22 protein-coding genes and 1 pseudogene are annotated in these 20028 nt (G+C 57.5%); 4 read left to right on the top strand and 19 right to left on the bottom strand.

What is annotated here, in order from left to right; translation table 11 throughout:
- Window positions 1–254 precede the first annotated feature (254 nt).
- A complete protein-coding gene (locus LUQ43_RS04285; protein WP_299964250.1) occupies window positions 255–485 on the bottom strand; it encodes a hypothetical protein in 231 nt (76 codons plus the stop codon).
- A 244-nt stretch (window positions 486–729) separates the two neighbouring features.
- On the opposite strand from LUQ43_RS04285, the pseudogene LUQ43_RS04280 reads away from it, so the two are divergent.
- Window positions 730–1179, top strand: a pseudogene (locus LUQ43_RS04280) (hypothetical protein).
- A gap of 367 nt (window positions 1180–1546) precedes the next feature.
- Entirely contained in the window at window positions 1547–2059 is a 513-nt protein-coding gene (locus LUQ43_RS04275) for a DUF308 domain-containing protein (protein WP_299964247.1), read from the top strand.
- Between the two features lie 61 nt (window positions 2060–2120).
- Here the strand turns inward: LUQ43_RS04275 and LUQ43_RS04270 are convergent, their stop codons facing one another.
- The 11 genes from LUQ43_RS04270 to LUQ43_RS04220 all read right to left on the bottom strand — a co-directional run bounded on the left by LUQ43_RS04270 (window position 2121) and on the right by LUQ43_RS04220 (window position 12919).
- A complete protein-coding gene (locus LUQ43_RS04270; RefSeq protein WP_299964244.1) occupies window positions 2121–3356 on the bottom strand; it encodes an amidohydrolase family protein in 1236 nt (411 codons plus the stop codon).
- 170 nt (window positions 3357–3526) lie between these two features.
- Window positions 3527–4771 carry a threonine/serine exporter family protein gene (locus tag LUQ43_RS04265; RefSeq protein ID WP_299964241.1) on the bottom strand — a complete coding sequence of 415 codons (1245 nt, stop codon included), beginning with the start codon at window positions 4769–4771 and terminating at the stop codon, window positions 3527–3529.
- Window positions 4772–4912: 141 nt separating this feature from the next.
- On the bottom strand, window positions 4913–5872 hold the full coding sequence (locus LUQ43_RS04260) for a DnaJ domain-containing protein (RefSeq protein WP_299964238.1): 960 nt from the start codon (window positions 5870–5872) through the stop codon (window positions 4913–4915).
- A 449-nt stretch (window positions 5873–6321) separates the two neighbouring features.
- The gene (locus tag LUQ43_RS04255) at window positions 6322–6987 is read right to left on the bottom strand and encodes a V-type ATP synthase subunit D (RefSeq protein WP_299964236.1); all 666 of its coding nucleotides are present in this window, start codon (window positions 6985–6987) and stop codon (window positions 6322–6324) included.
- A 5-nt stretch (window positions 6988–6992) separates the two neighbouring features.
- A complete protein-coding gene (locus LUQ43_RS04250; RefSeq protein ID WP_299964234.1) occupies window positions 6993–8420 on the bottom strand; it encodes a V-type ATP synthase subunit B in 1428 nt (475 codons plus the stop codon).
- Window positions 8417–10156, bottom strand: coding sequence for a V-type ATP synthase subunit A (locus LUQ43_RS04245; protein WP_299964232.1), 1740 nt, complete (start codon window positions 10154–10156; stop codon window positions 8417–8419). Before LUQ43_RS04245 ends, LUQ43_RS04250 begins: the two co-directional genes overlap by 4 nt.
- Before the next feature lie 4 nt (window positions 10157–10160).
- Complete coding sequence (locus LUQ43_RS04240) at window positions 10161–10481, bottom strand: V-type ATP synthase subunit F (protein ID WP_299964230.1); 321 nt, start codon at window positions 10479–10481, stop codon at window positions 10161–10163.
- Window positions 10474–11523, bottom strand: a complete 1050-nt coding sequence (gene ahaC / locus LUQ43_RS04235) for an ATP synthase A1 subunit C (RefSeq protein ID WP_299964227.1) — start codon at window positions 11521–11523, stop codon at window positions 10474–10476. The genes LUQ43_RS04240 and ahaC overlap by 8 nt, the downstream gene beginning before the upstream one ends.
- 2 nt (window positions 11524–11525) lie before the next feature.
- Entirely contained in the window at window positions 11526–12110 is a 585-nt protein-coding gene (locus LUQ43_RS04230) for a V-type ATP synthase subunit E family protein (protein ID WP_299964225.1), read from the bottom strand.
- Window positions 12111–12250: 140 nt separating this feature from the next.
- Window positions 12251–12469: an ATPase gene (locus tag LUQ43_RS04225; protein WP_299964223.1), complete on the bottom strand. Its 219-nt coding sequence runs from the start codon at window positions 12467–12469 to the stop codon at window positions 12251–12253.
- Between the two features lie 105 nt (window positions 12470–12574).
- Window positions 12575–12919, bottom strand: a complete 345-nt coding sequence (locus LUQ43_RS04220) for a hypothetical protein (RefSeq protein ID WP_299964221.1) — start codon at window positions 12917–12919, stop codon at window positions 12575–12577.
- 198 nt (window positions 12920–13117) lie between these two features.
- Between LUQ43_RS04220 and LUQ43_RS04215 the strand changes: the two genes are divergently transcribed.
- Window positions 13118–13447, top strand: coding sequence for a hypothetical protein (locus LUQ43_RS04215; RefSeq protein WP_299964218.1), 330 nt, complete (start codon window positions 13118–13120; stop codon window positions 13445–13447).
- Between the two features lie 105 nt (window positions 13448–13552).
- Here the strand turns inward: LUQ43_RS04215 and LUQ43_RS04210 are convergent, their stop codons facing one another.
- Window positions 13553–13906, bottom strand: a complete 354-nt coding sequence (locus LUQ43_RS04210; RefSeq protein WP_299964216.1) for a hypothetical protein — start codon at window positions 13904–13906, stop codon at window positions 13553–13555.
- Between LUQ43_RS04210 and LUQ43_RS04205 the strand changes: the two genes are divergently transcribed.
- Window positions 13905–14060, top strand: coding sequence for a hypothetical protein (locus LUQ43_RS04205; protein ID WP_299964215.1), 156 nt, complete (start codon window positions 13905–13907; stop codon window positions 14058–14060). The genes LUQ43_RS04210 and LUQ43_RS04205 overlap by 2 nt on opposite strands.
- A 228-nt stretch (window positions 14061–14288) precedes the next feature.
- Here LUQ43_RS04205 and LUQ43_RS04200 read toward each other — a convergent pair whose 3' ends face one another.
- From LUQ43_RS04200 to LUQ43_RS04175, 6 genes are all read right to left on the bottom strand, one after another.
- The gene (locus LUQ43_RS04200) at window positions 14289–15455 is read right to left on the bottom strand and encodes an aconitase X catalytic domain-containing protein (RefSeq protein WP_299964213.1); all 1167 of its coding nucleotides are present in this window, start codon (window positions 15453–15455) and stop codon (window positions 14289–14291) included.
- 4 nt (window positions 15456–15459) lie between these two features.
- On the bottom strand, window positions 15460–16695 hold the full coding sequence (locus tag LUQ43_RS04195; RefSeq protein WP_299964211.1) for a UbiD family decarboxylase: 1236 nt from the start codon (window positions 16693–16695) through the stop codon (window positions 15460–15462).
- Window positions 16688–17242 (bottom strand): UbiX family flavin prenyltransferase, encoded by a 555-nt coding sequence (locus LUQ43_RS04190; RefSeq protein ID WP_299964564.1) that lies wholly within the window; start codon window positions 17240–17242, stop codon window positions 16688–16690. Before LUQ43_RS04190 ends, LUQ43_RS04195 begins: the two co-directional genes overlap by 8 nt.
- Window positions 17243–17741: 499 nt before the next feature.
- Window positions 17742–18185, bottom strand: a complete 444-nt coding sequence (locus LUQ43_RS04185) for a hypothetical protein (RefSeq protein WP_299964209.1) — start codon at window positions 18183–18185, stop codon at window positions 17742–17744.
- A 13-nt stretch (window positions 18186–18198) separates the two neighbouring features.
- On the bottom strand, window positions 18199–18690 hold the full coding sequence (locus LUQ43_RS04180; RefSeq protein WP_299964207.1) for a hypothetical protein: 492 nt from the start codon (window positions 18688–18690) through the stop codon (window positions 18199–18201).
- A gap of 108 nt (window positions 18691–18798) precedes the next feature.
- A complete protein-coding gene (locus LUQ43_RS04175) occupies window positions 18799–20004 on the bottom strand; it encodes an HD domain-containing protein (RefSeq protein WP_299964205.1) in 1206 nt (401 codons plus the stop codon).
- Window positions 20005–20028 lie beyond the last annotated feature (24 nt).

The following is a 20028-nucleotide window of genomic DNA, read 5'->3' as shown; positions in this document are numbered from 1 at the left end:
TTTTCATCTAGATTAGTATATCGTTAAATATCAAATCACTAAAAACCAACGAATATTTCTCGATGACATAAACCGAATCAAACGAATTCCTCACCTGATCCAACTCTCTAGGTACTATAGAGTTTCCCACCCCAAGTACGAGGAAATCGGTAATCTCCATCCCCTCTGTCAACCTGTGACTAAATAAACGGTGGGGCAGGGAAATTCCTGCCCCGTTTGTTCTTCGTGCGACACCTTTTGGCTATAAGATCCGCTTATCCCAACACCGCAACTGTATCCGCCCACGTCTCGACCCTGTTCCGGATCCTCTCGTCCGAGAACGAGGTGAGGGTCACCTGCTCCCGGCAGAAGTTCACGAAGGAGATCTCGCCATTGGCATCGTGGCACCGGAGGGTGGCCGCGAACCGCTCGTTCGCTGAGTCCCGGACTGCTGTCCCCCCAAATGCAAGAGGGGGGTATACCCGATACCCCCCTCCATGGCTCATGCAATATCCCAACATCCATGAACTCACGTCAGAGAATCAGAATTTATTCGCTGAGTGGAGGGAGGTCTCCCGCGAATTTTATTGAGCGGGTGGGGGGGTCTGCACGATTTGAAACGCAAAGGGGAGGGGGGTATGCCGGACACCCCCCTCCTCAAAAATGGGATGTACGCATTATTGCACACGTTTTTTGGAGGGATATTTTGCAGGTCTCCGACGGATCAAGTCATTTTCAGGCTACCCGAAAATGATCATGGGGGGGTATGATCCAGCCAAAGGGGAGATTGCTCGTGATTTTAGAGTTACCCGTCAAAGAGTGTATCAACTCATTTCCCAGTTCAAAAAGTCCGGAAAATATCCTACCCGCAGGAAAACCGGAAGAAAACCCCAACCAATTGATGAAAGAACCGAAGCGTTGATTCTCGAAAGCCATCGAGCCAACAATGTTGGACCTACCTATCTGGAGATGAAGATCGAGGAAACCTATGGGATTCACATCCTCGCGGGTGTAAAACATCCTCAGATGAACGGTAAAATCGAACGGTTCTTTGGGGAGGTTTAACGAAGAATCAAAAAGTCCGGTTCCATTGATGCTATTGTTCACTGGCACAATTTCATCAAACCTCATATGAGTCTTGACTTCGATGAACCTTGCAACGCTTTCTGGTACCGTTTACCTCCAGAGAGGATCCTGTAATATGCACAGAACTGGTTATATATGTAAAATTAATTCGGGATACCACAAATCAAGGTCTGGTTGCCAAAAGGTAAACAGATCTTCAGTAGTCCATATTCCACGTTCACGACGAAGATGAGATCGCGGGGGCACATTTTCAACCAGAGTCTGCCCCAAAAAAATCACGCAGGGTCTGCTTGAAAATTATATGCTCTCTGCAATCAGAGATTCAATACGGATCCCCATTTTTGTGCACTAAAATACTCCAGTAAAAAGACTGGCAGATCATACCCGGTTCTGGGGAAGACGCGTATGAAATCCGTAAGAGCCCCAAAGTCTCCCCACAATAAGAAATTTTATCATCTGTCACCTATGATCTCCTATCATTATGGACACCGATAGAATTCTGGCAGGGATCCTCAGCATCATTATCCTCCTGTTCGGGCTGGTTGCAGTAATCGCACCCTCTACAGTTTTTGGGATCTTATTACTGGTTATTGGAATCATCCTCATCGTATTCGGGATTTTAACCGCAGGAATCGGTCTTTCTGCAGAGAGCGGAACGCCAAAGATGGTGCTCTTTGGTTCAGGCCTGATCAGCATCGTGATCGGCCTTCTTGCAATCCTCACTCCCTACATCCCGACCATCGCAATTGGCTACCTGATTGCACTCTGGCTTGTTATCAACGGGTTGCTCTCGATCGCCTATGCGATCTCCGTAACGTGGGAGAGACACCGGATCCTGACCGGCCTTGTTGGCGTGATCAGTTTCCTGATCGGTATGTACCTGTTCTTCAACCCGGGTGCAGGATCTACATTCATTATACTGATACTCGGCATCTTCTTCATTATCGCAGGTATTCTCTCATTGATTATGAGTGCCTTTTTCTGGAAACAATAATTCCATTTTTTTCGAAAAATCGGGGAGATTGTCTCTCCCGTACCGTATCTGAAAAAGAGGGTTATGCCTGTTTATAGACCGTACCGGCCTTCATCACGAAGCTGACCTTCTCCATCACCGTGATATCTTTGAACGGGTTGCCCCGGACGGCAATGATATCCGCAGCCTTCCCGGGTGCGAGGGTCCCAAGTTCCGGGTGCATCAGCATCTCTGCAGCAACACTCGTTGCGGCTCGGAGCGCCCGCAGGGGTGAGATGCCGTTTTCCACCATCTCGCCAAACTCAAGTGCGCCATTGACGCTGTAGGAGAGAATGCCCATATCGGTCCCAAAGGCGATCTTTATTTTGCTTTCTGCGAGATTTTTGGCATTCGCGATAAGGACATCCTTGTACATCCGCATCTTCATCTTCTCGTACGGATTGTTTCCTATCGATTCCCAGTATTCCTCGCTGTCCGCAAACCGGGCTGACCTCACACCCGCATACTGGGTCGGGACGAGGAAGACTCCCTTCTCCTCGATCAGCTGGAGGGTCTTTTTGGAGGCCATGGCCCCGTGCTCAACCGACCGTACACCTGCAAGGACCGCCATCCGGACCGCTTCATCGCCGTGAAGATGGGCTGAAACCGGCCGGTGGTATTGGGTGGCAGTGGCGACCAGGCTCTCCATCTCTTCCTTGGTATACCCAACATCAACGGGATTGTCTGCCGGGGATGCAAAACCGCCGGATGCGGCGAACTTGATCCATTCGGCACCCCACGTGATCTCTTCCCGGACTACTCTTCGGATCTCCTCGGGACCATCGGCGAGATTGTTCTGCCAGCCCTTACAGTCGGGAGAGAGCATCCCGGTGGCATCCATGTGGCCGCTCCGGGCAGAGAGCATGTGGCCGGAATTGATCAGCCGCGAGCCGGGGATGAGACCCTGCTCAACAGCCCTCTTTACATCCCTGACGGTATACCCGTGGAAATCCATATCCCCGCAGTCCCGTACCGTGGTGAACCCGTTCATCAGGTGGGCCTTAAGTGCCTGGGCACCGAGGAGTGCTTTGTATCCTGCAGAATGACTCCAGAGACTCCCCATCATCTCCGGCCGCAGGGTGATATGGACGTGACAGTCGATGAGGCCGGGCATGACCATACGGTCGGAGAGATCGATGACCGCTGCATCGGCAGGTATCGGGATTTTTTCTGCAATCTGTTGGATTATCCCATCTTTTACCAGGATGTCACGGGAACCAAGCGGGGCATTGGACAGGCCATCCCAGAATGTTCCTGCATGGATGAGGGTAACCGGCATCAGGCATCGCTCCGGATCTCATGCCCGACAGGGTTCTTTGTCATGACAGGCTGAGACCGTGATTCTGGGGTTTCTGGTGGTAGTGTCATATATTGTCCTCCTTTGCCATTGTAGGGGTCTGGTCTAATTCTCATTATGTTGCTGTTCTGAAACGTTTAAGGATCGTTGCATCAGGATTGCTCCCGTTTCAGCCCCTTCCATGATCCCAGGATGTCGCCGATAAATATCCCGCAGATGATGGCAAAGATGAGGGCAACCATCTGGAAACCGGCGCTGATGCCGGCAACCATCTGGCCGGCATTGAACAGATACAACACCTGGATGAACGTATAGCCGGGGACCAGTATGAGGACTACGGGGAGTAGGACCGTAGCGAGGGGCAGGTTGAACCGGCGGGCAGCGATCCGGGTATAGAGGGCGAGGATGATCGCCCCGAGGAAGGTGCCCTGCCAGAAACCAACCGTGTTTCCCAGTGTCACTCCCGCCCAGACAACGAGGCCGCATACGATGACCAGCCAGAGTCTGTCCCATGAAACGCCGAACAGGATACTGTTACTGATGAGCAGGAAGGGAATAAACACCCAGACAAAGAGGGGATCCACTCCCGTAAGGGGTTCCGTAACCGCAACGGGAAAGAGATACAGGGCGATGCCGAGGCCAAGAAAGGTCCCGAGCAGGAGTTTCACGGAAACAAAGAGGGCATTCGTGAAGTACATGATGCCGGAGAGCGAATCGCCGAGAAGGATCTCCCGCGGTGCGATGGTGAGGGCAAACCCCGGAATATAGATGGTGAGTGCGCAGACCGTCACGGCCAGCGGGTGTATGCCGGGCAGCACTACCCCGGTGATACCGGCAAGGAGGGCGACGATCAGGGAGATGAACAGTTCCGGGGTGTTGTTTACAACGAGGCCGCTCCGGGAGGCCAGGAGCTCAACGCCAAATGCCGCGAGGCCCAGGACTCCCCCGAAAAATACATCCAGCCAGGAGATGCCCAGGATCACCCCGAAGCCCACCCCGGCGAGGAAGAACGCAGCCGCCTTCGCGTAATTGCCGTAGAGGGAAGGCGCATGTTCGATCTCCTTCAGTCGCACGACTCCGTCGGCAGGACTGATCCGGCCGGCTTCCACGTCAACGATCAGGTCCCGCACCATACCGAACCGGGTCATATCATAGCTCGTTCCCCGGGTTGTTGCAATGTGGATAGTCTGGTGGTGCAGGTCATCCTGCCAGAGGGCGATGATTATTGTATTGGGTACCGCAAGGATCTCCCCTTTGAGTCCCAGTGTTTTGATGATCTGCCGGATGGTGTTATCCGTATCATGAGTGTGGCCGCCATACTTGTCGATGGCCGTGCTCAGTGCCATAATGAACCGGACAGAGTCGTCAAAATGGCGGGTATCGTGGGGAGGAGGCATTTCATTACCGGGGCACGTGTCAGTCATATCCATCCTTGATCTGTTGTCATGGTGGCGGGGTCATGTGAGTGGCCGGCCGGCAACGATTTAAGATAATACTCAGCTGATAGCATATCTTCCTGTCTTATCCGGGGAGTGCCATCAGAGAGATCCTATCACTTTGCTTACCCGGTCTGCCTCATCGGATCTTCCCGATCGCATGAGGGCATACACCTTTGCTGACAGGATCCGTTTCTGGAAACCGGTATTCCGGATACCTGCGGAAAGGAGATCGTCATAGATCCCAATGGCGGCAGAATAATCTTCGTGTTTTTCAAGCAGTTCTGCCTGTTCTATCCGTGAATTGATGGTTTTCAATACCGTGCTCTTATTCCGGACCTCTTCTCCTGCCCGGGGATCGAATGCCAGGGCACGGTCATAGCACACAATCGCGTTCTCAAAATTGCCCATCGTGGTGTAGAGATCCCCTTCGGCAACCCAGAGTTCCGATGCGTTCGGCCGGATCTTAAGCGCCTGCTCGTAAGCGTCCAGCGCATCCCCGTTCCGGTCCTGTTTCCTGAGGGTATCCCCTTCACCTTTCCAGGCCTCAAAGGTTTTTCCCACGATCGGTTGCTGGGTTGTTATCACAACAATGGGCTCGATCGTCGGCGTCACTACCGGTATTTCAGCGGAGGTCCGGGAAGTTCCGCTCCCGAGGAAGAGAACCAGGATGAAAATAAAAATGATAAGAAGGGAAACCCAGAAACCTGCTGCATAGGGCATCCGCCGTTTCCATGGTTGTTGCGGTGCGGGGTCCGGAGGGGCCTGTTCATACCGGGGGTCGTGAGTCCGTGGCGGCGGGCGGGCGGGAGGCTGATCTCTCTCCCATTGGACCGTGAACGGTTCCTGGGTCACCCGTTTCCTGTCATAGATACGGCGTTTTTCGGGATCGCTCACCACCGCATATGCCTCATTGATCTTCGTCATCCTCTCTTCAGCATCGGGTAAGGTGCTGACATCGGGATGACAGGTATGCGCGAGCTGGTGGTATGCATTTTTGATATCCTCCGGTGTTGCATCGGGCCGGACACCCAGTATTTCATAAAAATCAGTGGTGTCCATGGTAGTGCCCGGAATGTCTGGATTCGTTTATTTTTACAGGGGCATGCTGGAAATTCTTCCTTTCAGGATACAGCCAGCGTCCCGTGAGTGAAATAACTATACTGCAGTATAAATAAAAAAGTTGGTAAATTCAATGGTCTCACCAGAGTAATCCCCTCGTTTTCGGGGTGCCCGGGACGTACCAGCTCTTTGAAAACTATCTCCATAATATGGGCTTATTTTTCCAATCGGGGCCCATTCTGGAGAACCTGTTTTCTGATAGTCGCATTTTTTTGCGAATTATAGCGTACTGATTTTGAACGAAGACTGGATTAGTGTTATTTGGCTCATATGGGGGTTATTTCAGCCTCTGAAAAACGTCTAATTGTTGCCTTTTGGATGATGAGTGAACGTAGATCCTGGGGAAAAGGCTGGCCGGGGAAATGGCAGGGGGTCCGGATCCGGGCTCTTCACTTCATTGTGGCCAGTCTCTTCTCCTTCGCCTTCTTTTTCTTCCGCTCCAGAATAGACTTTACTTTCTTGAGCCGGAACAGGTCCTCCCGTTCCCGCTCCTCGATTGCGTTCTTGATGTACTTCGCCTGGCTCTTCAATTCCGGGATCAGGATCTGTTCAAGGGCATTGACCCGGCGCCGGTTCATCTGGATCTCGGATCCCAGCCGGCGCATCGTCGTCTCGGTCTCGGCCAGCTTGATCAGGAGATCGAGTTCCACCTCGTACCGCTCGGCCGTCTCATCGATCCGGGCGCTCGTTGCAATGATCCCGTAGCCCCGCTCAAGCATGTTCTTCGAGACCCGCTTCTTCTCGATCACCGGCACGGGGACGCCCATGATGTTCTTGCCAGTGATGTCGACCGTGATCGACCGCCGGGTGGCAAACGCAGCCGACCGCAGGGTGACCGGGTCATCGGTTGCCTCTGCAATGAGGAGCGCGAGATCGGCAGCCCGGGAGACCTGCTCCAGCTCGTCGCGGGAGTCCGAGACAGTACTGAGGATCTTGAAGAACTCCTGGATCAGGGCATCCATCTTCTCCCGGAGAAGATCGCGGCCCTGCTCCGCGAGCCGGATCTGCGCCTTCTTCTTCATCAGCTCCATCCGCGTGGGCTTGACCTGCTCCATCCCGGTCAGCTCCTCCCGGTCTCTTCGGGTTTCTGTTCGGTTTCCTGCGCCGCCGGGTGGTATTTCGCGATATGCTCGCGCTTGATCCGCTTGAGCTCATCGGTGGGCAGCGTGGCAAAAAGATCCCACGCGATGCCAAGCGTTGTCTCGATGGGCCGATCATCATCCCCCTGCGTGATGAACTGCCGCTCGAACCCGTCCGCGAACTTCAGGTACTTCCGGTCAAGATCCGTCAGAGCTTCCTCGCCCACGATGGCAACGAGCCGGCGCAGGTCGCGGCCATAGGCATAACTGGCATAGAGCTGGTCTGCAACGCCCCGGTGGTCTTCCCGGGTCTTGCCCGGGCCGATCCCGAGGTTCATGAGCCGGGAGAGACAGGGCAGGGCGTCCACCGGGGGGTCGCCACCGCGCCGGAATATGTCCCGCGAGAGCACGATCTGTCCCTCGGTGATGTAGCCCGTGAGGTCGGGCACCGGGTGGGTGATGTCATCGTCCGGCATGGTCAGGATCGGGATCTGGGTGATCGACCCCTTCTTGCCCTTCAGCCGCCCTGCCCGCTCGTAGATGGATGCCAGGTCGGTGTACATGTAGCCGGGATATCCCCGCCGTCCGGGGACTTCTTCGCGGGCGGTCGAGATCTCGCGGAGCGCCTCGCAGTAGTTGATCATGTCGGTCAGGATGACGAGCACGTGGAGATTGTGGGTGAACGCAAGGTACTCTGCTACCGTGAGACCGCACCGCGGGGCCGCAAGCCTCTCGACCGTCGGATCATCGGCCAGGTTCATGAAGAAGACCACGCGGTCGAGCGCTCCCGTCCGCTCGAAGTCCTGCATGAAGAACGAGGCCTCCTTGTGCGTGATCCCCATGGCAACGAAGACCACCGCAAACTCTTCGCCCTCGCCCAGGACCTTCGCCTGCCGGGCGATCTGGGCGGCAAGCTTGCTTGCGGGCAGGCCCGAACCGGAGAAGATCGGCAGCTTCTGGCCCCGCACGAGCGTGTTGAGCCCGTCAATAGCCGACATGCCGGTCTGGATGAAGTCCGCGGGCTTGTCCCGGGCCGAGGGGTTGATCGGCATGCCGGCAATATCCAGCACGGCCTCCGGGATGATATCGGGGCCGCCGTCCCGGGGCATCCCGACACCGGTGAAGATCCGGCCCAGCATGTCCTTGGAGACATTGATCCGGGCCGGTTCCCCGGTGAACCTCACGGTCGTGTCTACAACGTCAATTCCGCTCGTGCCCTCGTACACCTGGATAACCGCGTGCTCCTCCGAGATGTCGAGCACCTGCCCGGTCCGCACCGAACCGTCCCGGAGGGTGATCTTCACGATCTCTCCGAACGAGGCTCCGAGGACACCGGAGACGAAGATCAGCGGGCCGGAGGCATATTCTATCGTCCGGTACTCCTTGGTCAGGAGCGGGGTCTCCTTCATTTTTCCACCTCCAGCCGGGCAATCGCCGAACTGACCTCATCGATCATCTTCCGGACCGCCTCCGCATCCTCTGCCTCCTTCATCCTCCCGATGGTCGCCCTCAGCGGGAGCGCCTGCACCTGCCGCAGGCTGACCCCCCGGTTCATTGCCAGGATGATCTGCTCGTAGTAGGTCATGATCACCTTGAGCATCGCGTACTGCTTCTCCACAGGGCAGAACGAGTCCGTGTCGCTGTACGCGCTCTGCTGGAGAAAGTCCTCGCGGATCATCCGGGTCACATCCAGGATCGCCTTCTCGCTGTCGGGCAGGGCATCCGGGCCCACCAGCTGGACGATCTCCTGGAGCTCGACCTCCTTCTGGAGCAGGTACATCGCCTTCTCCCGGAGCTCCCGCCAGTCGCGGGCAATGGTCTTGTCGTACCATTCCGCGATACAGTCAAGGTAGAGCGAGTAACTCTTGATCCAGTTCACAGACGGGAAGTGCCGGCGGTAGGCAAGGTTCGTGTCCAGCGCCCAGAACGTGCCGACAACGCGGAGGGTGTTCTGGGTGATCGGCTCCGAGAAGTCCCCCCCGGGTGGCGAGACCGCCCCCACGACCGTGACCGAACCGGTCCGCTCCCCGCTCCCGAGGCAGACCACCCGGCCCGCCCGCTCGTAGAAGGCCGAGAGCCGGGTCGCGAGGTACGCGGGATAGCCCTCCTCGCCCGGCATCTCTTCGAGCCTCCCCGATACTTCGCGGAGAGCCTCGCCCCAGCGGGAGGTCGAATCCGCCAGCAGTGCCACATCGTACCCCATGTCCCGGAAATATTCCGCGATCGTGATCCCGGTATAGATCGAGGCCTCGCGGGCAGCGACCGGCATGTTCGAGGTGTTGGCGATCAGGATCGTCCGCTCGATCAGCGGGAGTTTTGTCCGGGGATCGACGAGCTCCGGAAACTCCGCGAGCACGTCCGTCATCTCGTTGCCCCGTTCCCCGCACCCGATGTAGACTACGATCTGGGTGTCCGACCACTTGGCGAGCGTCTGCTCAGAGACCGTCTTGCCGGTGCCAAACCCGCCCGGGATCATCGCTGTCCCGCCCTTTGTCACCGGGAACATGCAGTCAAAGACCCGCTGGCCGGTGATCAGCGGCAGCAGGGGATCGAGTTTCTTCTGGTGGGGACGGGGGAGCCGGACCGGCCAGGACTGCATCATCGGGAGACGGACCTTGTTGTCGAGCACGCAGACGATCTCCTCTACCGTGAACGACCCTGCCCGGATCTCCGTGACGGTTCCTGCAATCTTCGGGGGAACAAGGACGCGGTGCTCGAACTGGAACTCCTTCACGGTGCCGATCACATCGCCGGGCCCAAGTGTATCACCCTTCTTCACCGTCGGGGTAAAATCCCATTTCCTGGACCGGTCGAGCCCCGGGGCCGTGATGCCCCGGCCAATGAAATCCCCGCTCAGCTTGAGGAGGACGGGCAGCGGGCGCTGGACGCCGTCGTAGATGGAGGCGAGGAGGCCGGGGCCCAGCTCCACGGAGAGCGGGGTCTCGGTGTTCTCCACGCTCTCGCCCAGCGTGAGCCCGGTCGTGTCCTCGTACACCTGGATCACCGCTTCGTCGCCTTCAAGCCGGATGATCTCGCCGCGGAGGGCCTCGGCCCCGACCTTCACCACGTCATACATCTTGGACCCTTTCATGCCCTTTGCCATGATCACCGGGCCCGAGATCCGTGAAATTGTTCCCGCTATCATTCCTTCACCTCTTCAGCACGATGTTGTACCCGATCGCCTTCCGGAGCAACCGCTCGATATAGGTCCGCCGGTCCACCTCTTTCGATTTCGAGGGGATCGGGATGATGAGCGGGCGGTGCATCTTCTCGATCCGGTCCATCAGTTTCTCGTCCAGCCCGAGCATGTACTCCTCGTTCACCGCCACGATCCCGATGTCGTCCTTGTGCAGGAGGGGGGGAATCACCACCCGTGCCTCCTCCACATCCTTTGCCTCGAAGACCTCCGCCCCCGCGAGCCGGAACCCCGATGCCCGGTCGCTGTCGGTCACGATGACGAACTTATACATACACCAGTTCCTCCTTCAGGTGCTCCACCGGGAAATCGGCGGTCTTGCAGCGCGAGATGATCCGGATGTTCGTGATCTCGTTGTACTTTGCCCAGAAGTACCCGATGAGCGAGGCAACGCTCAAAGGATCGCCAAGGAACGACTTCGCGCCCTGCTGCACGAGATAGCGCTCCAGCTCCTTCTCGATCACCGAGATCTTCTTTGCCTCCAGCGCGGCTTCGGGAATGTCTGAGAGGAAGCGGTACCGGGTGGCCCCGAGCCCTGAAACCACCTCGGCAACCGTGTGCAGGGCAAGGAGCCGGCCCAGCTTCTTCTCGTCGAGCTCAAACCCGCCGCCGATCAGGAACTTCTTCGCCTCCTCCGGTTCTACCTGATCCCGGACCATCCGCAGGACGGTCTTGATGTTCACCATATCGACCTCCGTTGCAAGCACCTGCCGGATGATCGCCTTGTTATTCCCCGTCCCCGCCACCGCGAGGAGCGCATCCTGGTAATAGAAGCGATCGAGGGCGCATTCGAGCATCCCGAGATCGCTGCTGGTGGCAAATGCCGGGAACCCCTCCGTGAGCGGGCGGGCATACGGGATGCGCCACGTTGCGAGAAGGTCGATCACCGCTTTGACATCCTGCTGCCGGACGAGTTCGGTCAGGGTCGCCTCGTCCATCTCGCCCGCGGGGACAATGCATTCGAGGATCTCCTCGTTCGTCACATGAATGTTCTTCCCCCGGAGGATCGTCTTGATGTTCTGGACATCCCAGCGGTGGAGGAAGATCCGGATATACTGCTCTGCCTCGTCGTTCTTCGCGAAGGCGAGGATCTTCCGGAAGGTCCGGACAAAGTTGTTCCTGAGGGCGTGCTCGATGGCCGGCATCCCGGAGTACCGGCCTTTTGCCTCGATCATGTCATCGCGGTAAGCCGTCTTCTCCAGCTCGCCTATCAGGGTATCGATGTCGGGCTGGATGATCAGGGCATCGAGCGTGCGGTGGTCCAGAAGCCGGCTCTTCATCCCCCGCATCCGGGCATTGATATATCCCCAGTCCATTGTCAGTCACCAAACAGGACCGCGTAGATATCGCGCCGCTTGTGCTCCCGTATCCGTTCGAGCCGGGACTCCACCGTGTTGGAGATCCTGACGAGACCGTCTGGAGAGCTGGCAGTGAGGCCCCCCGCACATTCAATATCGGCAAGCACCTCGCACCGGACACCCAGCGCTGCCAGGGTCCTGGTGCAGAGGTCACGATCCCGCGTGTCCACATGGAGACGGTACGGGGTCGTTCCCATGGCAGCGATCGCCTCCCGGGTGAGCCGTTCAAATACGGCCGGGTAGGTTTTTTCCTGGCGGAGCCGGGCCAGCTGCGCACCTGCCTCATCGAATGCGGCCGCGAAGATCTTCTCCCGGCTCCGGAGATCCTGCTCCTTGAGCTCCCCCTTCGCCAGGTAGAGCTGCTTGTTCCGCTCGATCGCCGCGGACTTCTCCGCTTCCCGGATGGCACGCTCATGGATCTCCTCTGCCTGTTTCTGTGCATCCGCCCGGATCTCCTCTGCCTGTTTCTGCGCTTTTTTGCGGAGCTCCTGCTCCCGCTCGTGTGCGCTCTCCTCCACCGATTTCAGGAGACTCTCAAAGGCCATGGCATCACCGTCCTGTTGTGCACGGGGCGTGCTGCGGTACTGCTGCCTGGCAACTCCCGGGGTTCCCGGCCCGGGAGAAGGAAAGAAGTATACGTGCTGGGGAACGTGGTGTTCGTGAGGTCAGCGACCGTGCCGCCCGATCACTTCACCATCAGGATGATCATCGCGGCAACAACGAACCCGAGAATGACGAGTGTCTCAGGGATTGCTTCGAGGATGATAATGGACCCCACGGTCTCCGGCCGTTCGGCAATGGCTCCTGCTCCAGCGGCTCCGATGCGGGACTGCGCCCACCCGGTGCCAATCGCGCCACCAGCGAATGCGATGGCAGCTCCAATCGGGACTTCCCAACCAACCATATGCACACCTCTAATGATACAACCTACAGGGTGCAGGCATATTAAAGTATGCCGCATTCCTCCCGTGGAAACCCGCTTCCACCAGAGGTTCCCTGACCCGTCCGATCACACGAAGTGATGGCCGTGAGGGGTGTGCGAGAGGATCGCGTCCATTTCTTCAAGCAGGGGTGCAGCAGGAGAATGGCTTTTTACCCGGTGACCGAGAGCGATGAGGTCATGGAGATCCTGCCGGGTGAGCGTGGAGAACGCGTACCGCTGCCACTTCTCCCGCCCGAGGCTGATCCAGATCTCCCCAAGCATCTCTTTGAGGATCACATAGTCTTCACCCGAGAACGAGTGCCATTCGGCGGCCGGAGCGTGCCGTATCTTCTCGATCGCCGCTTCAACGGCCTGATCCCGGTAGAGCTGGAACCGTCTCCTGCCCAGCTCCTCCTCGTTTGTAGGGGGCATAACAGGATGTATCGGAATTATCCCGTGCCGGGTAATAGCACTTTCCCTTCCGGGGAGAGGCTGACTCATCACGGGAATTCTGTTTCCTAGTGTACATGATACATGTACATCGTTATCATCGTGTACGGGCGCCACAAAGTATATGGCTGCACAGCGGGATTCACTCATCATCCCCATGATGGGACGGGAGGAACACATATGCCGGATGTAACCCAGGCAGAGTTGGGAAGACGCCTGTACCATGTCCACCGCGGGAAGACGGTCGAGACTGCAATGAAGATGATGCAGCAGGGAATGGGCGCGGAGTGGAAGTCATTCTCCGAAGCGGATGTCGCCCTTCTCACTCACCTGCTCCAGTGCACGTGGAACACGATAGACCAGAAGGTCTGGAACAAGATCACGTTTGCGAACACAAAGGCAGGCGATGTCAGGAAGATCCTTTCGTACGGGGAAGGGGTCAGCCCGGGCCATAACCCGACACCTGAAGCAGTTGTGGAGATCAGGAAGATCCTGCTTCTGCTCGGCTGAAGGATTTTCTTTTTTTAATTGCCGCCGGGACGCTTATTGACCGTCGGCTTTTTGCCGCGACAATCGGGGATAATATGCTCATCACATTAGCTTAAAAAAATGCCATTATAGTGCGATATCAAAGGTGTGCATGATATCCGATGCTGTCGCAGCCTCAAACGTGGTTGATCCGGGCCGTGCAGCATACCATTCGGAATAATACACATTGTTATGGGCTATGATGTAGCAATCGGTGGTCTGGGATTCGCCGTTTATCTGCACAATAAATGAAGCATGCCGTGCCGGATGTCCATTGATCAGGTAATTCCTGCTGTCTTTTGTTACGCTGGTTATGGTAACGTCAATGCCCTCAAACGTTGCGGATTCTGCATTCACCAGGAACTCCTCATACCGGTTGTCCGGTATCCAGGGGTCTCCTGAATCATTGTCAGGAGAGACCGGTTCTCCGGAATAATCCATGCCGGATATCATAACGCATCCCGTCATGTTCGGGGCGCATGCAAAAACAACCCTGTTCATGGCCAATGTCAGGTTCATGGTGGTTTTTTTCGCGAGGACAGATTTTGTCACAGACAGGATCTCCCAGTCAACCGGTGTGGAGATACTGAAATGAAGATCCGTATTGGTATATCGGACCCATCCGGGATCTCCCTGATAATCGATCACAACGGGTGTTGTGGTTGCAGAACCCCCGGGGTCACCCACACAGCCTGCGGCGAATAATGCGGTCACTGCACAAATGACAATAATCTGGTTATTCACAATCAGTGATTGAGAAACGCGATGTTAAATTGATTGCATGAACAGACATGCCCCGGTCCTGATCGAAAACGGGAAAGAATTATTCCGTCCCCACCCGCACACAGTCCTCAATCGTCCCGATACGGGAGACCGCGGCGCACATATTCGGCACATAGGCAAGGGCTTTTCCGGAGTTCACCATGATCGATTCGTACTGCTCCATCACGGGAGAGACCACCATACAGGTATCGGCAAAGACACGGGCACCACACGTCTCGATCTGGTCCACGGTCCGCTGGTTTTTATCGATTACGCCCTGCGAAGCAAAGATGTAGAACGGTTTGCTGACAACCCGCCCTTTCATGAGCCGGGCGATCTCCTCCAGTTCTTTTGGGGAGCAGTGCGGGCACCCCACGGCCACGGCCTCGACCGGGATCTCTTTGAACAGCCGGGTGACCTCTTCCGCTTCTACGGTAATAACTTCGAGACCTGACAGGTCGAACTGCCCTTTTGATGCTTCCGGAGTAACGCCTTCGACATGGTAGAGTGCCACGGCGCCGGTAGCCGCCATCGCCGCCCCGAGTCCCTTGAGCCGGTCGGGGTCAGCGGCCTCGAGCCCCGAGAAGATCGGGATCCGGTTGCCCACGAGCTTGCCGGTATGGTAGCCAAGCGCCCCGTAATGGGCGATACTCCAGTCGCGGGTATCGGCCTGTACGCGGACGATCACCTGGGGTTTACGGTTCTCATCAAGGTGGAGCCCGTAACAGGGCGTCTTTCCCATGAGCGCAGCAGCAAGGGCACCGGGTCCACCCTCGCGGTTCGTCCGGGCCCCGATCACCGAGTTCGCGTAACAGACCGCCGAGGACTCCGACCACGCGAGGTGTTCGCCGAAGTTCGTTGTGCGGAGATAGTAGGGCGTGCAGGTGCATTCAAGGGCGATGCCCAGCCGCTCGTAGGCCGCGACAACGGCCTGCTGTTTTGCAGCAAAGTCCTCATCAACGCCCATCTCCTGCCACCGTGTCCGGGGCATACCGATCGGGTTCAGCACTGCCGGGACAACGGCTTTTGCATCGAGCGAGTTGAGCCACTGGAGGCCGTACTCCCCGATCGTCTTGTAAGACGCCCCGCTCACCTGTGCACTTGCAATGGGGACAAGCCGTTCTGCCCCGAAGACCTTGCCCAGCGCTACGAGGAGTTCGAGCATCTTCTGCTTTGTCTCGCCCTGTTCGCCGGCGAGAATCCGTTCATCGTCCCTGTCAAGGTGCATGATCTCACCACGTGGCCCGCGTGAACTCTGCCTCGTGCCCGAGCACCATCGTTGCATCAACGCCGACCTTCACGTTCGTGCCATCCTCGAGCTGGCACGGGTCGAGCGAGGAGCCGCGGACGCCGGTAATGACCATGATGTCCCGGTCGCCGTTCACCCGGGTCGCGATTGCATATTCGACCTCGTGGGGATTCGTGGGATCGATGTCCTCGTCCACGACCACCACGTGCTTGAGCGAGGTGTGGGCGGCAAACGCGGCCATGATCGCATTCTTGCCGTCACCCTGCGTGCTCTTCTTGATCTGGACGACTGCGTGGAGATACCCGCAGCCACCCTTGGTCAGGACCACATTCCTGACCTCGGTCACACCGGCCACGGCCTTGTAGATCTTCGGCTCGTAGGGGCAGCCCATCAACACCTTGTGCTCGTCCCCGCCCGGCAGGATCCCGTGGTAGATGCAGTCAGGCTTCATGTACATACCGGTGAACTCGATGATATGCTGGCGACGGATCGGGTCATAGGTGCCGGTGATATCGACAAACGGGCCCTCGTCGGTGAGTTCCGCCGTGATGAATCCTTCCAGCACAATCTCCGCGTCGGGTACGAGCACACCGTTGCTGCACCGCTTCACCTTCATCGTGCCGCCCATCAGTTCCGCGGCATACGGGAGTTCCATGCCCGTGGGAACACGGGTGCAGCTCGCAAAGGTTACCGCAGGGTGCGTCCCGATGGTGATCGCAATGGGGAGTTTCTCGCCTTTCGCTATGGCCTTCTTCACCATCACGTGGGTGTGCCGGCCCTCGACCAGACGGGCAGCAACCCGGTGGTCGTCCAGCACCTGCATCCGGTGGATCGAGGCGTTCTCCACACCCTCCCAGCGGGAGAAGACGATGGCGGAAGTGAGGTACTTCCCGGCATCCTTCGGGAAATGGTGCATGATGGGGAGCTTTGTGAGATCCACCTTCTGCATCGGGAGCGTCCCGTCCTCGACAACCTTCCCGTTGAACTGTGCGTCCGCGAGGGTCTTTACCATCTTCGCTTCCTCGATACCGAGCGCAAGGGAGAGCGCGGCCCGGCTCGCGGTGAGGTTCATGACGGCCTTGTGACCGCCGATATTGTGGAAGAAGAGGAGCTTGTCGGTACCGGCCGCCATCTTCGGCGCCTGCATGTCGGCCGATACGTTTTCCTTCACATCAACAACGAGCCCTGCCTTCCGCATCTTTTCGATAAATTCACGCATCGTAACCGCTCCAGCGCTGGATGAGATTGTGTTCGATATCGAGGTGGTCGAGCACCCGGGCCACCACCATGTCCACGAGATCGTCAATGGTTTTAGGTTTGTGGTAGAACCCGGGGCTTGCCGGCATGATGGTGGCACCTGCCTCTTCTGCAGCAAGCATGTTTTTTAAGTGTATCCTGGAGAGGGGCATCTCGCGGGTGACGAGGATGCATTTCCGGCCTTCCTTGAGGCAGACATCGGCAGTGCGGGTGATCAGGTTGTCGGCATACCCGTTCGCAATCGCGGCAAGCGTCTTTGCACTGCACGGGATCACGACCATGCCATCGTACTTGTGCGAACCGCTGGCAATCGATGCGAAGAGCTTGTCGTTTGCATGATACTCGGCATTGAATCCCGCGAGCGAGACGCCCTCGTGGGCTGCGATCTTCTCCGCGACATCCGAGACTATGACGTGGACCTTTGCATCCTTACTGAGCACCTCAAGAAGGCGCCGGGCATAGATTGCCCCGCTCGCACCCGTCACCCCGACTACGATCTCTTTTGTCATGGCTGCCAAACCGCCTCTCCTTTCATACCAATGTCGGAGCGGGGACAAAAAGAGTTTGTGCCATAGTGTTACGGCTCACACCCGGCACCAATTTTTGTGCCCGACCCCCTCCAATACCCCATGCTACATACCCGGGATTCTCCGGGGTAATTTTTGCGATTTTTGTGCAAAACCGGAAATGTGATGTAGGGGGTCGGACCACTTTTTTGGGATTGGTTCAGGTACCGGGAAGCGGACAGTACCCAAAAAATACGACGCTTGGTTCCCTGCTGTACCGTCTTTTCCAGAACGTAAATAATGTGGCCGACCCCCTCCACGCGCCGGGGCATCCCCACGCTGCGATGATGGAACCCGTAACGGAAGGAGATTTTCGGCTGATGCAATGGCATCGCACTGCGCTCTATCCCTGTCGGGCGAAGGGGGGTGCAGGAGTGGGGAATAATTTCATCTGAACCTGGATCTCTCCAGGAAATAAAAAGAGATTTGGAGATGGCGGGATCTACTTCTTCACCGGCGCAAAGAAGCGGTACCGGACCTGAGCATCCTCAATCTTCTGGGCATGCTCCGGGTTGAGATCGCGGCGGGCCTCGATGACGAGCGTATTGAGGATATTATGGAGCCTGAGGGTATCGAGGTTCTTGTCCTTGTACTCATTGAAGAAGTCCAGCAGGTCGTTGGTGCTCCGGAGAACCCCCGTGCTTCCCACGAGATTGAGCCGGTTGAGGGTCATGGCAAGGTTCTTCTTCGCGATATCCACCTTGTAGGGATCGTCGCCCGAAAGATTCAGTTCGGTGATCGCATTGAGGAGATCCGAATATACCTTGAACTTGTGGGTGCTCTCGTGCATTTTCCGCTCCGCGCGGCGGAGACTTCCTAACGCAACGGCAATGGCGACAACAATGACGACAACGCCGCAGACAATTACCAGTATATCTTCAGACATGGTTCTTCTCCTTTCACGGGTTCCGCTTTGCGGCGGTCACATCCACCTTGACCCGGTTGCCTTTCATCTCGATCGTATAGGGCCCGGTGACATACATCGGGAACTGCTGGTGCTTCTCGTACACATAGGATCGGCCGTACCCGTAGGTATCGTTCTGGCCGTTGTCCATGTTGGTCACCGTCATCTCAAACCAGCAATACTGCGGGTCGTCATTGAGCGGGAGGACAACGATGTCGATCCCCCATGAAGGGTTGTCCACGCGGAACTGCTCGGTCCGCACATCCTTCTCGCTCTGGAAGGAGTACGACTTCTGGAGATAATGGTCGCCCAGCGCGAACGTGGGTTGCTGAGTGGTCGTAACCACTGCCGTGGCTGCAGGGGCGCCGGGGGTGACCGAAGCCGCCGTGGGGGTTGCCGTCGCTGCAGTGCCCTGGCTCCCGGAGCACCCGGCCATCATGACGCATGCAATAACGAGCAGGATGGCAGCAAGGACTGTGTGTTGCATATGGGGAGTGTTAGGGAACCGTAATATATTATTGTTTATTCACGAGCCGCGCGGGAGACTCCCGTGGGATTTTTGCCCCGGTATACCAGGATACCGGCGGTTTACGGGTTAAAACAGCGTGTCCTGCCGTGTCGGTTTCCGGATATGCAGGATCTCGCACGCGGCATCGGTCACGATCTCCCGGTGCTCCGGAAGCGTGTAGACACCGAGGCGCCACTGCTCGCGCCGGGTCATGTTGAGCGTGCGGATACGGGGAGAGAGCTCCTCAAAATTCGTTATCGCATTGCGGCTCTGTACACGGACACCAAGGGACATCTCATGGGGAATCGGCGGGATGTCCACGAGCACGTCCTCCGGCCGGATTCCCGCCAGCCCGGCGATCCGGGCCGCAATCTCCCGGGATTTTTCCAGGGAGAGACCATCCTGGAAGGTAGCGCTGTTCACCTGGTCGCTGCCGGCATAGACCGCCCTCTTGTACAGCCTGCGCTCGTACAACCGGAGCGTGAGGTCACGGGCAACCGCATCCGGGGAGGTGCGCAGGGCATGCATGCACCCCGCGTCATCCATCCGGAGGAACTGCGGTATCTCCTCCTCTGTGAGGCCGGCACAGTGCTCCAGCGCCGCCAGCTGGAACATGCTCTCACCGATCCGGCTCACGTGGTGATAATAGACGGTCGGGCGCATCAGGGTCCGGGCGATCAGGAGCGATTCTGCGGCATTCACCCCGTTCTCGTCCAGCACGGTCCCGTCAGGGTACCGGATCAGGTGCCGGATCAGCCGCTGGGCATCGACCGTGCCGTACGGGGCGCCAGTATAGTAAGCGTCACGGAGCAGGTAATCCATCCGGTCCACATCGAAATCCCCATGGATAATACCTGATAGCGGATGCTTCCCTTTCACCACACTGCAGAGCTCCGCGGGGTCCACACCCGCCTCGCGGAGCAGGGACCCGGCGCATTCATCGATGATCGGGTCGATCTCATCGTGGGTGCGGTGGAGGTACTGCTCCATCAGGGGCTCGCACGCGTGCGAAAACGGTCCGTGGCCGATATCGTGGAGAAGGGCGGCGGTAACCACGAGCCGCTGCTCATCTTCGGGCAGCTGGAACCTGCGGCCGGCAACATCGGCAAGGAACATGGTTCCCAGCGAGTGCTCGAAGCGCGTGTGGTTGGCACCCGGGTATACGAGGAACGAGAACCCGAGCTGGCGGACATAGCGGAGGCGCTGGAGCACGGGCGAGTCGAGCAGCCGGAGGGCGTAGTCCTCTACCTCGATATAGCCATGGACCGGGTCCTTGATGATCTTCAGGTTCACTAAAGAATCTTCATATACATCGCA

Origin of the sequence: Methanoregula sp. (genome assembly GCF_028679125.1) — an archaeon.
In the GTDB taxonomy this organism is placed as follows: Archaea; Halobacteriota; Methanomicrobia; order Methanomicrobiales; family Methanospirillaceae; genus Methanoregula.
This window is presented reverse-complemented; position numbering and strand designations above follow the sequence as displayed.

Coding starts and splice junctions, on each gene's coding strand:
- LUQ43_RS04200 (WP_299964213.1), bottom strand. CDS start 15,455: ATGCACCTTGACAGGGACGATGAACGGATTCTCGCCGGCGAACAGGGC.
- LUQ43_RS04275 (WP_299964247.1), top strand. CDS start 1,547: ATGGACACCGATAGAATTCTGGCAGGGATCCTCAGCATCATTATCCTC.
- LUQ43_RS04245 (WP_299964232.1), bottom strand. CDS start 10,156: ATGATAGCGGGAACAATTTCACGGATCTCGGGCCCGGTGATCATGGCA.
- LUQ43_RS04250 (WP_299964234.1), bottom strand. CDS start 8,420: ATGAAGGAGACCCCGCTCCTGACCAAGGAGTACCGGACGATAGAATAT.
- ahaC (WP_299964227.1), bottom strand. CDS start 11,523: ATGGACTGGGGATATATCAATGCCCGGATGCGGGGGATGAAGAGCCGG.
- LUQ43_RS04240 (WP_299964230.1), bottom strand. CDS start 10,481: ATGTATAAGTTCGTCATCGTGACCGACAGCGACCGGGCATCGGGGTTC.
- LUQ43_RS04260 (WP_299964238.1), bottom strand. CDS start 5,872: ATGGACACCACTGATTTTTATGAAATACTGGGTGTCCGGCCCGATGCA.
- LUQ43_RS04195 (WP_299964211.1), bottom strand. CDS start 16,695: ATGCGTGAATTTATCGAAAAGATGCGGAAGGCAGGGCTCGTTGTTGAT.
- LUQ43_RS04190 (WP_299964564.1), bottom strand. CDS start 17,242: ATGACAAAAGAGATCGTAGTCGGGGTGACGGGTGCGAGCGGGGCAATC.
- LUQ43_RS04220 (WP_299964221.1), bottom strand. CDS start 12,919: ATGCCCCCTACAAACGAGGAGGAGCTGGGCAGGAGACGGTTCCAGCTC.
- LUQ43_RS04180 (WP_299964207.1), bottom strand. CDS start 18,690: ATGCAACACACAGTCCTTGCTGCCATCCTGCTCGTTATTGCATGCGTC.
- LUQ43_RS04205 (WP_299964215.1), top strand. CDS start 13,905: ATGCCGGATATCATAACGCATCCCGTCATGTTCGGGGCGCATGCAAAA.
- LUQ43_RS04210 (WP_299964216.1), bottom strand. CDS start 13,906: ATGGATTATTCCGGAGAACCGGTCTCTCCTGACAATGATTCAGGAGAC.
- LUQ43_RS04255 (WP_299964236.1), bottom strand. CDS start 6,987: ATGGAGCAGGTCAAGCCCACGCGGATGGAGCTGATGAAGAAGAAGGCG.
- LUQ43_RS04270 (WP_299964244.1), bottom strand. CDS start 3,356: ATGCCGGTTACCCTCATCCATGCAGGAACATTCTGGGATGGCCTGTCC.
- LUQ43_RS04185 (WP_299964209.1), bottom strand. CDS start 18,185: ATGTCTGAAGATATACTGGTAATTGTCTGCGGCGTTGTCGTCATTGTT.
- LUQ43_RS04265 (WP_299964241.1), bottom strand. CDS start 4,771: ATGCCTCCTCCCCACGATACCCGCCATTTTGACGACTCTGTCCGGTTC.
- LUQ43_RS04225 (WP_299964223.1), bottom strand. CDS start 12,469: ATGGTTGGTTGGGAAGTCCCGATTGGAGCTGCCATCGCATTCGCTGGT.
- LUQ43_RS04285 (WP_299964250.1), bottom strand. CDS start 485: ATGAGCCATGGAGGGGGGTATCGGGTATACCCCCCTCTTGCATTTGGG.
- LUQ43_RS04230 (WP_299964225.1), bottom strand. CDS start 12,110: ATGGCCTTTGAGAGTCTCCTGAAATCGGTGGAGGAGAGCGCACACGAG.
- LUQ43_RS04215 (WP_299964218.1), top strand. CDS start 13,118: ATGCCGGATGTAACCCAGGCAGAGTTGGGAAGACGCCTGTACCATGTC.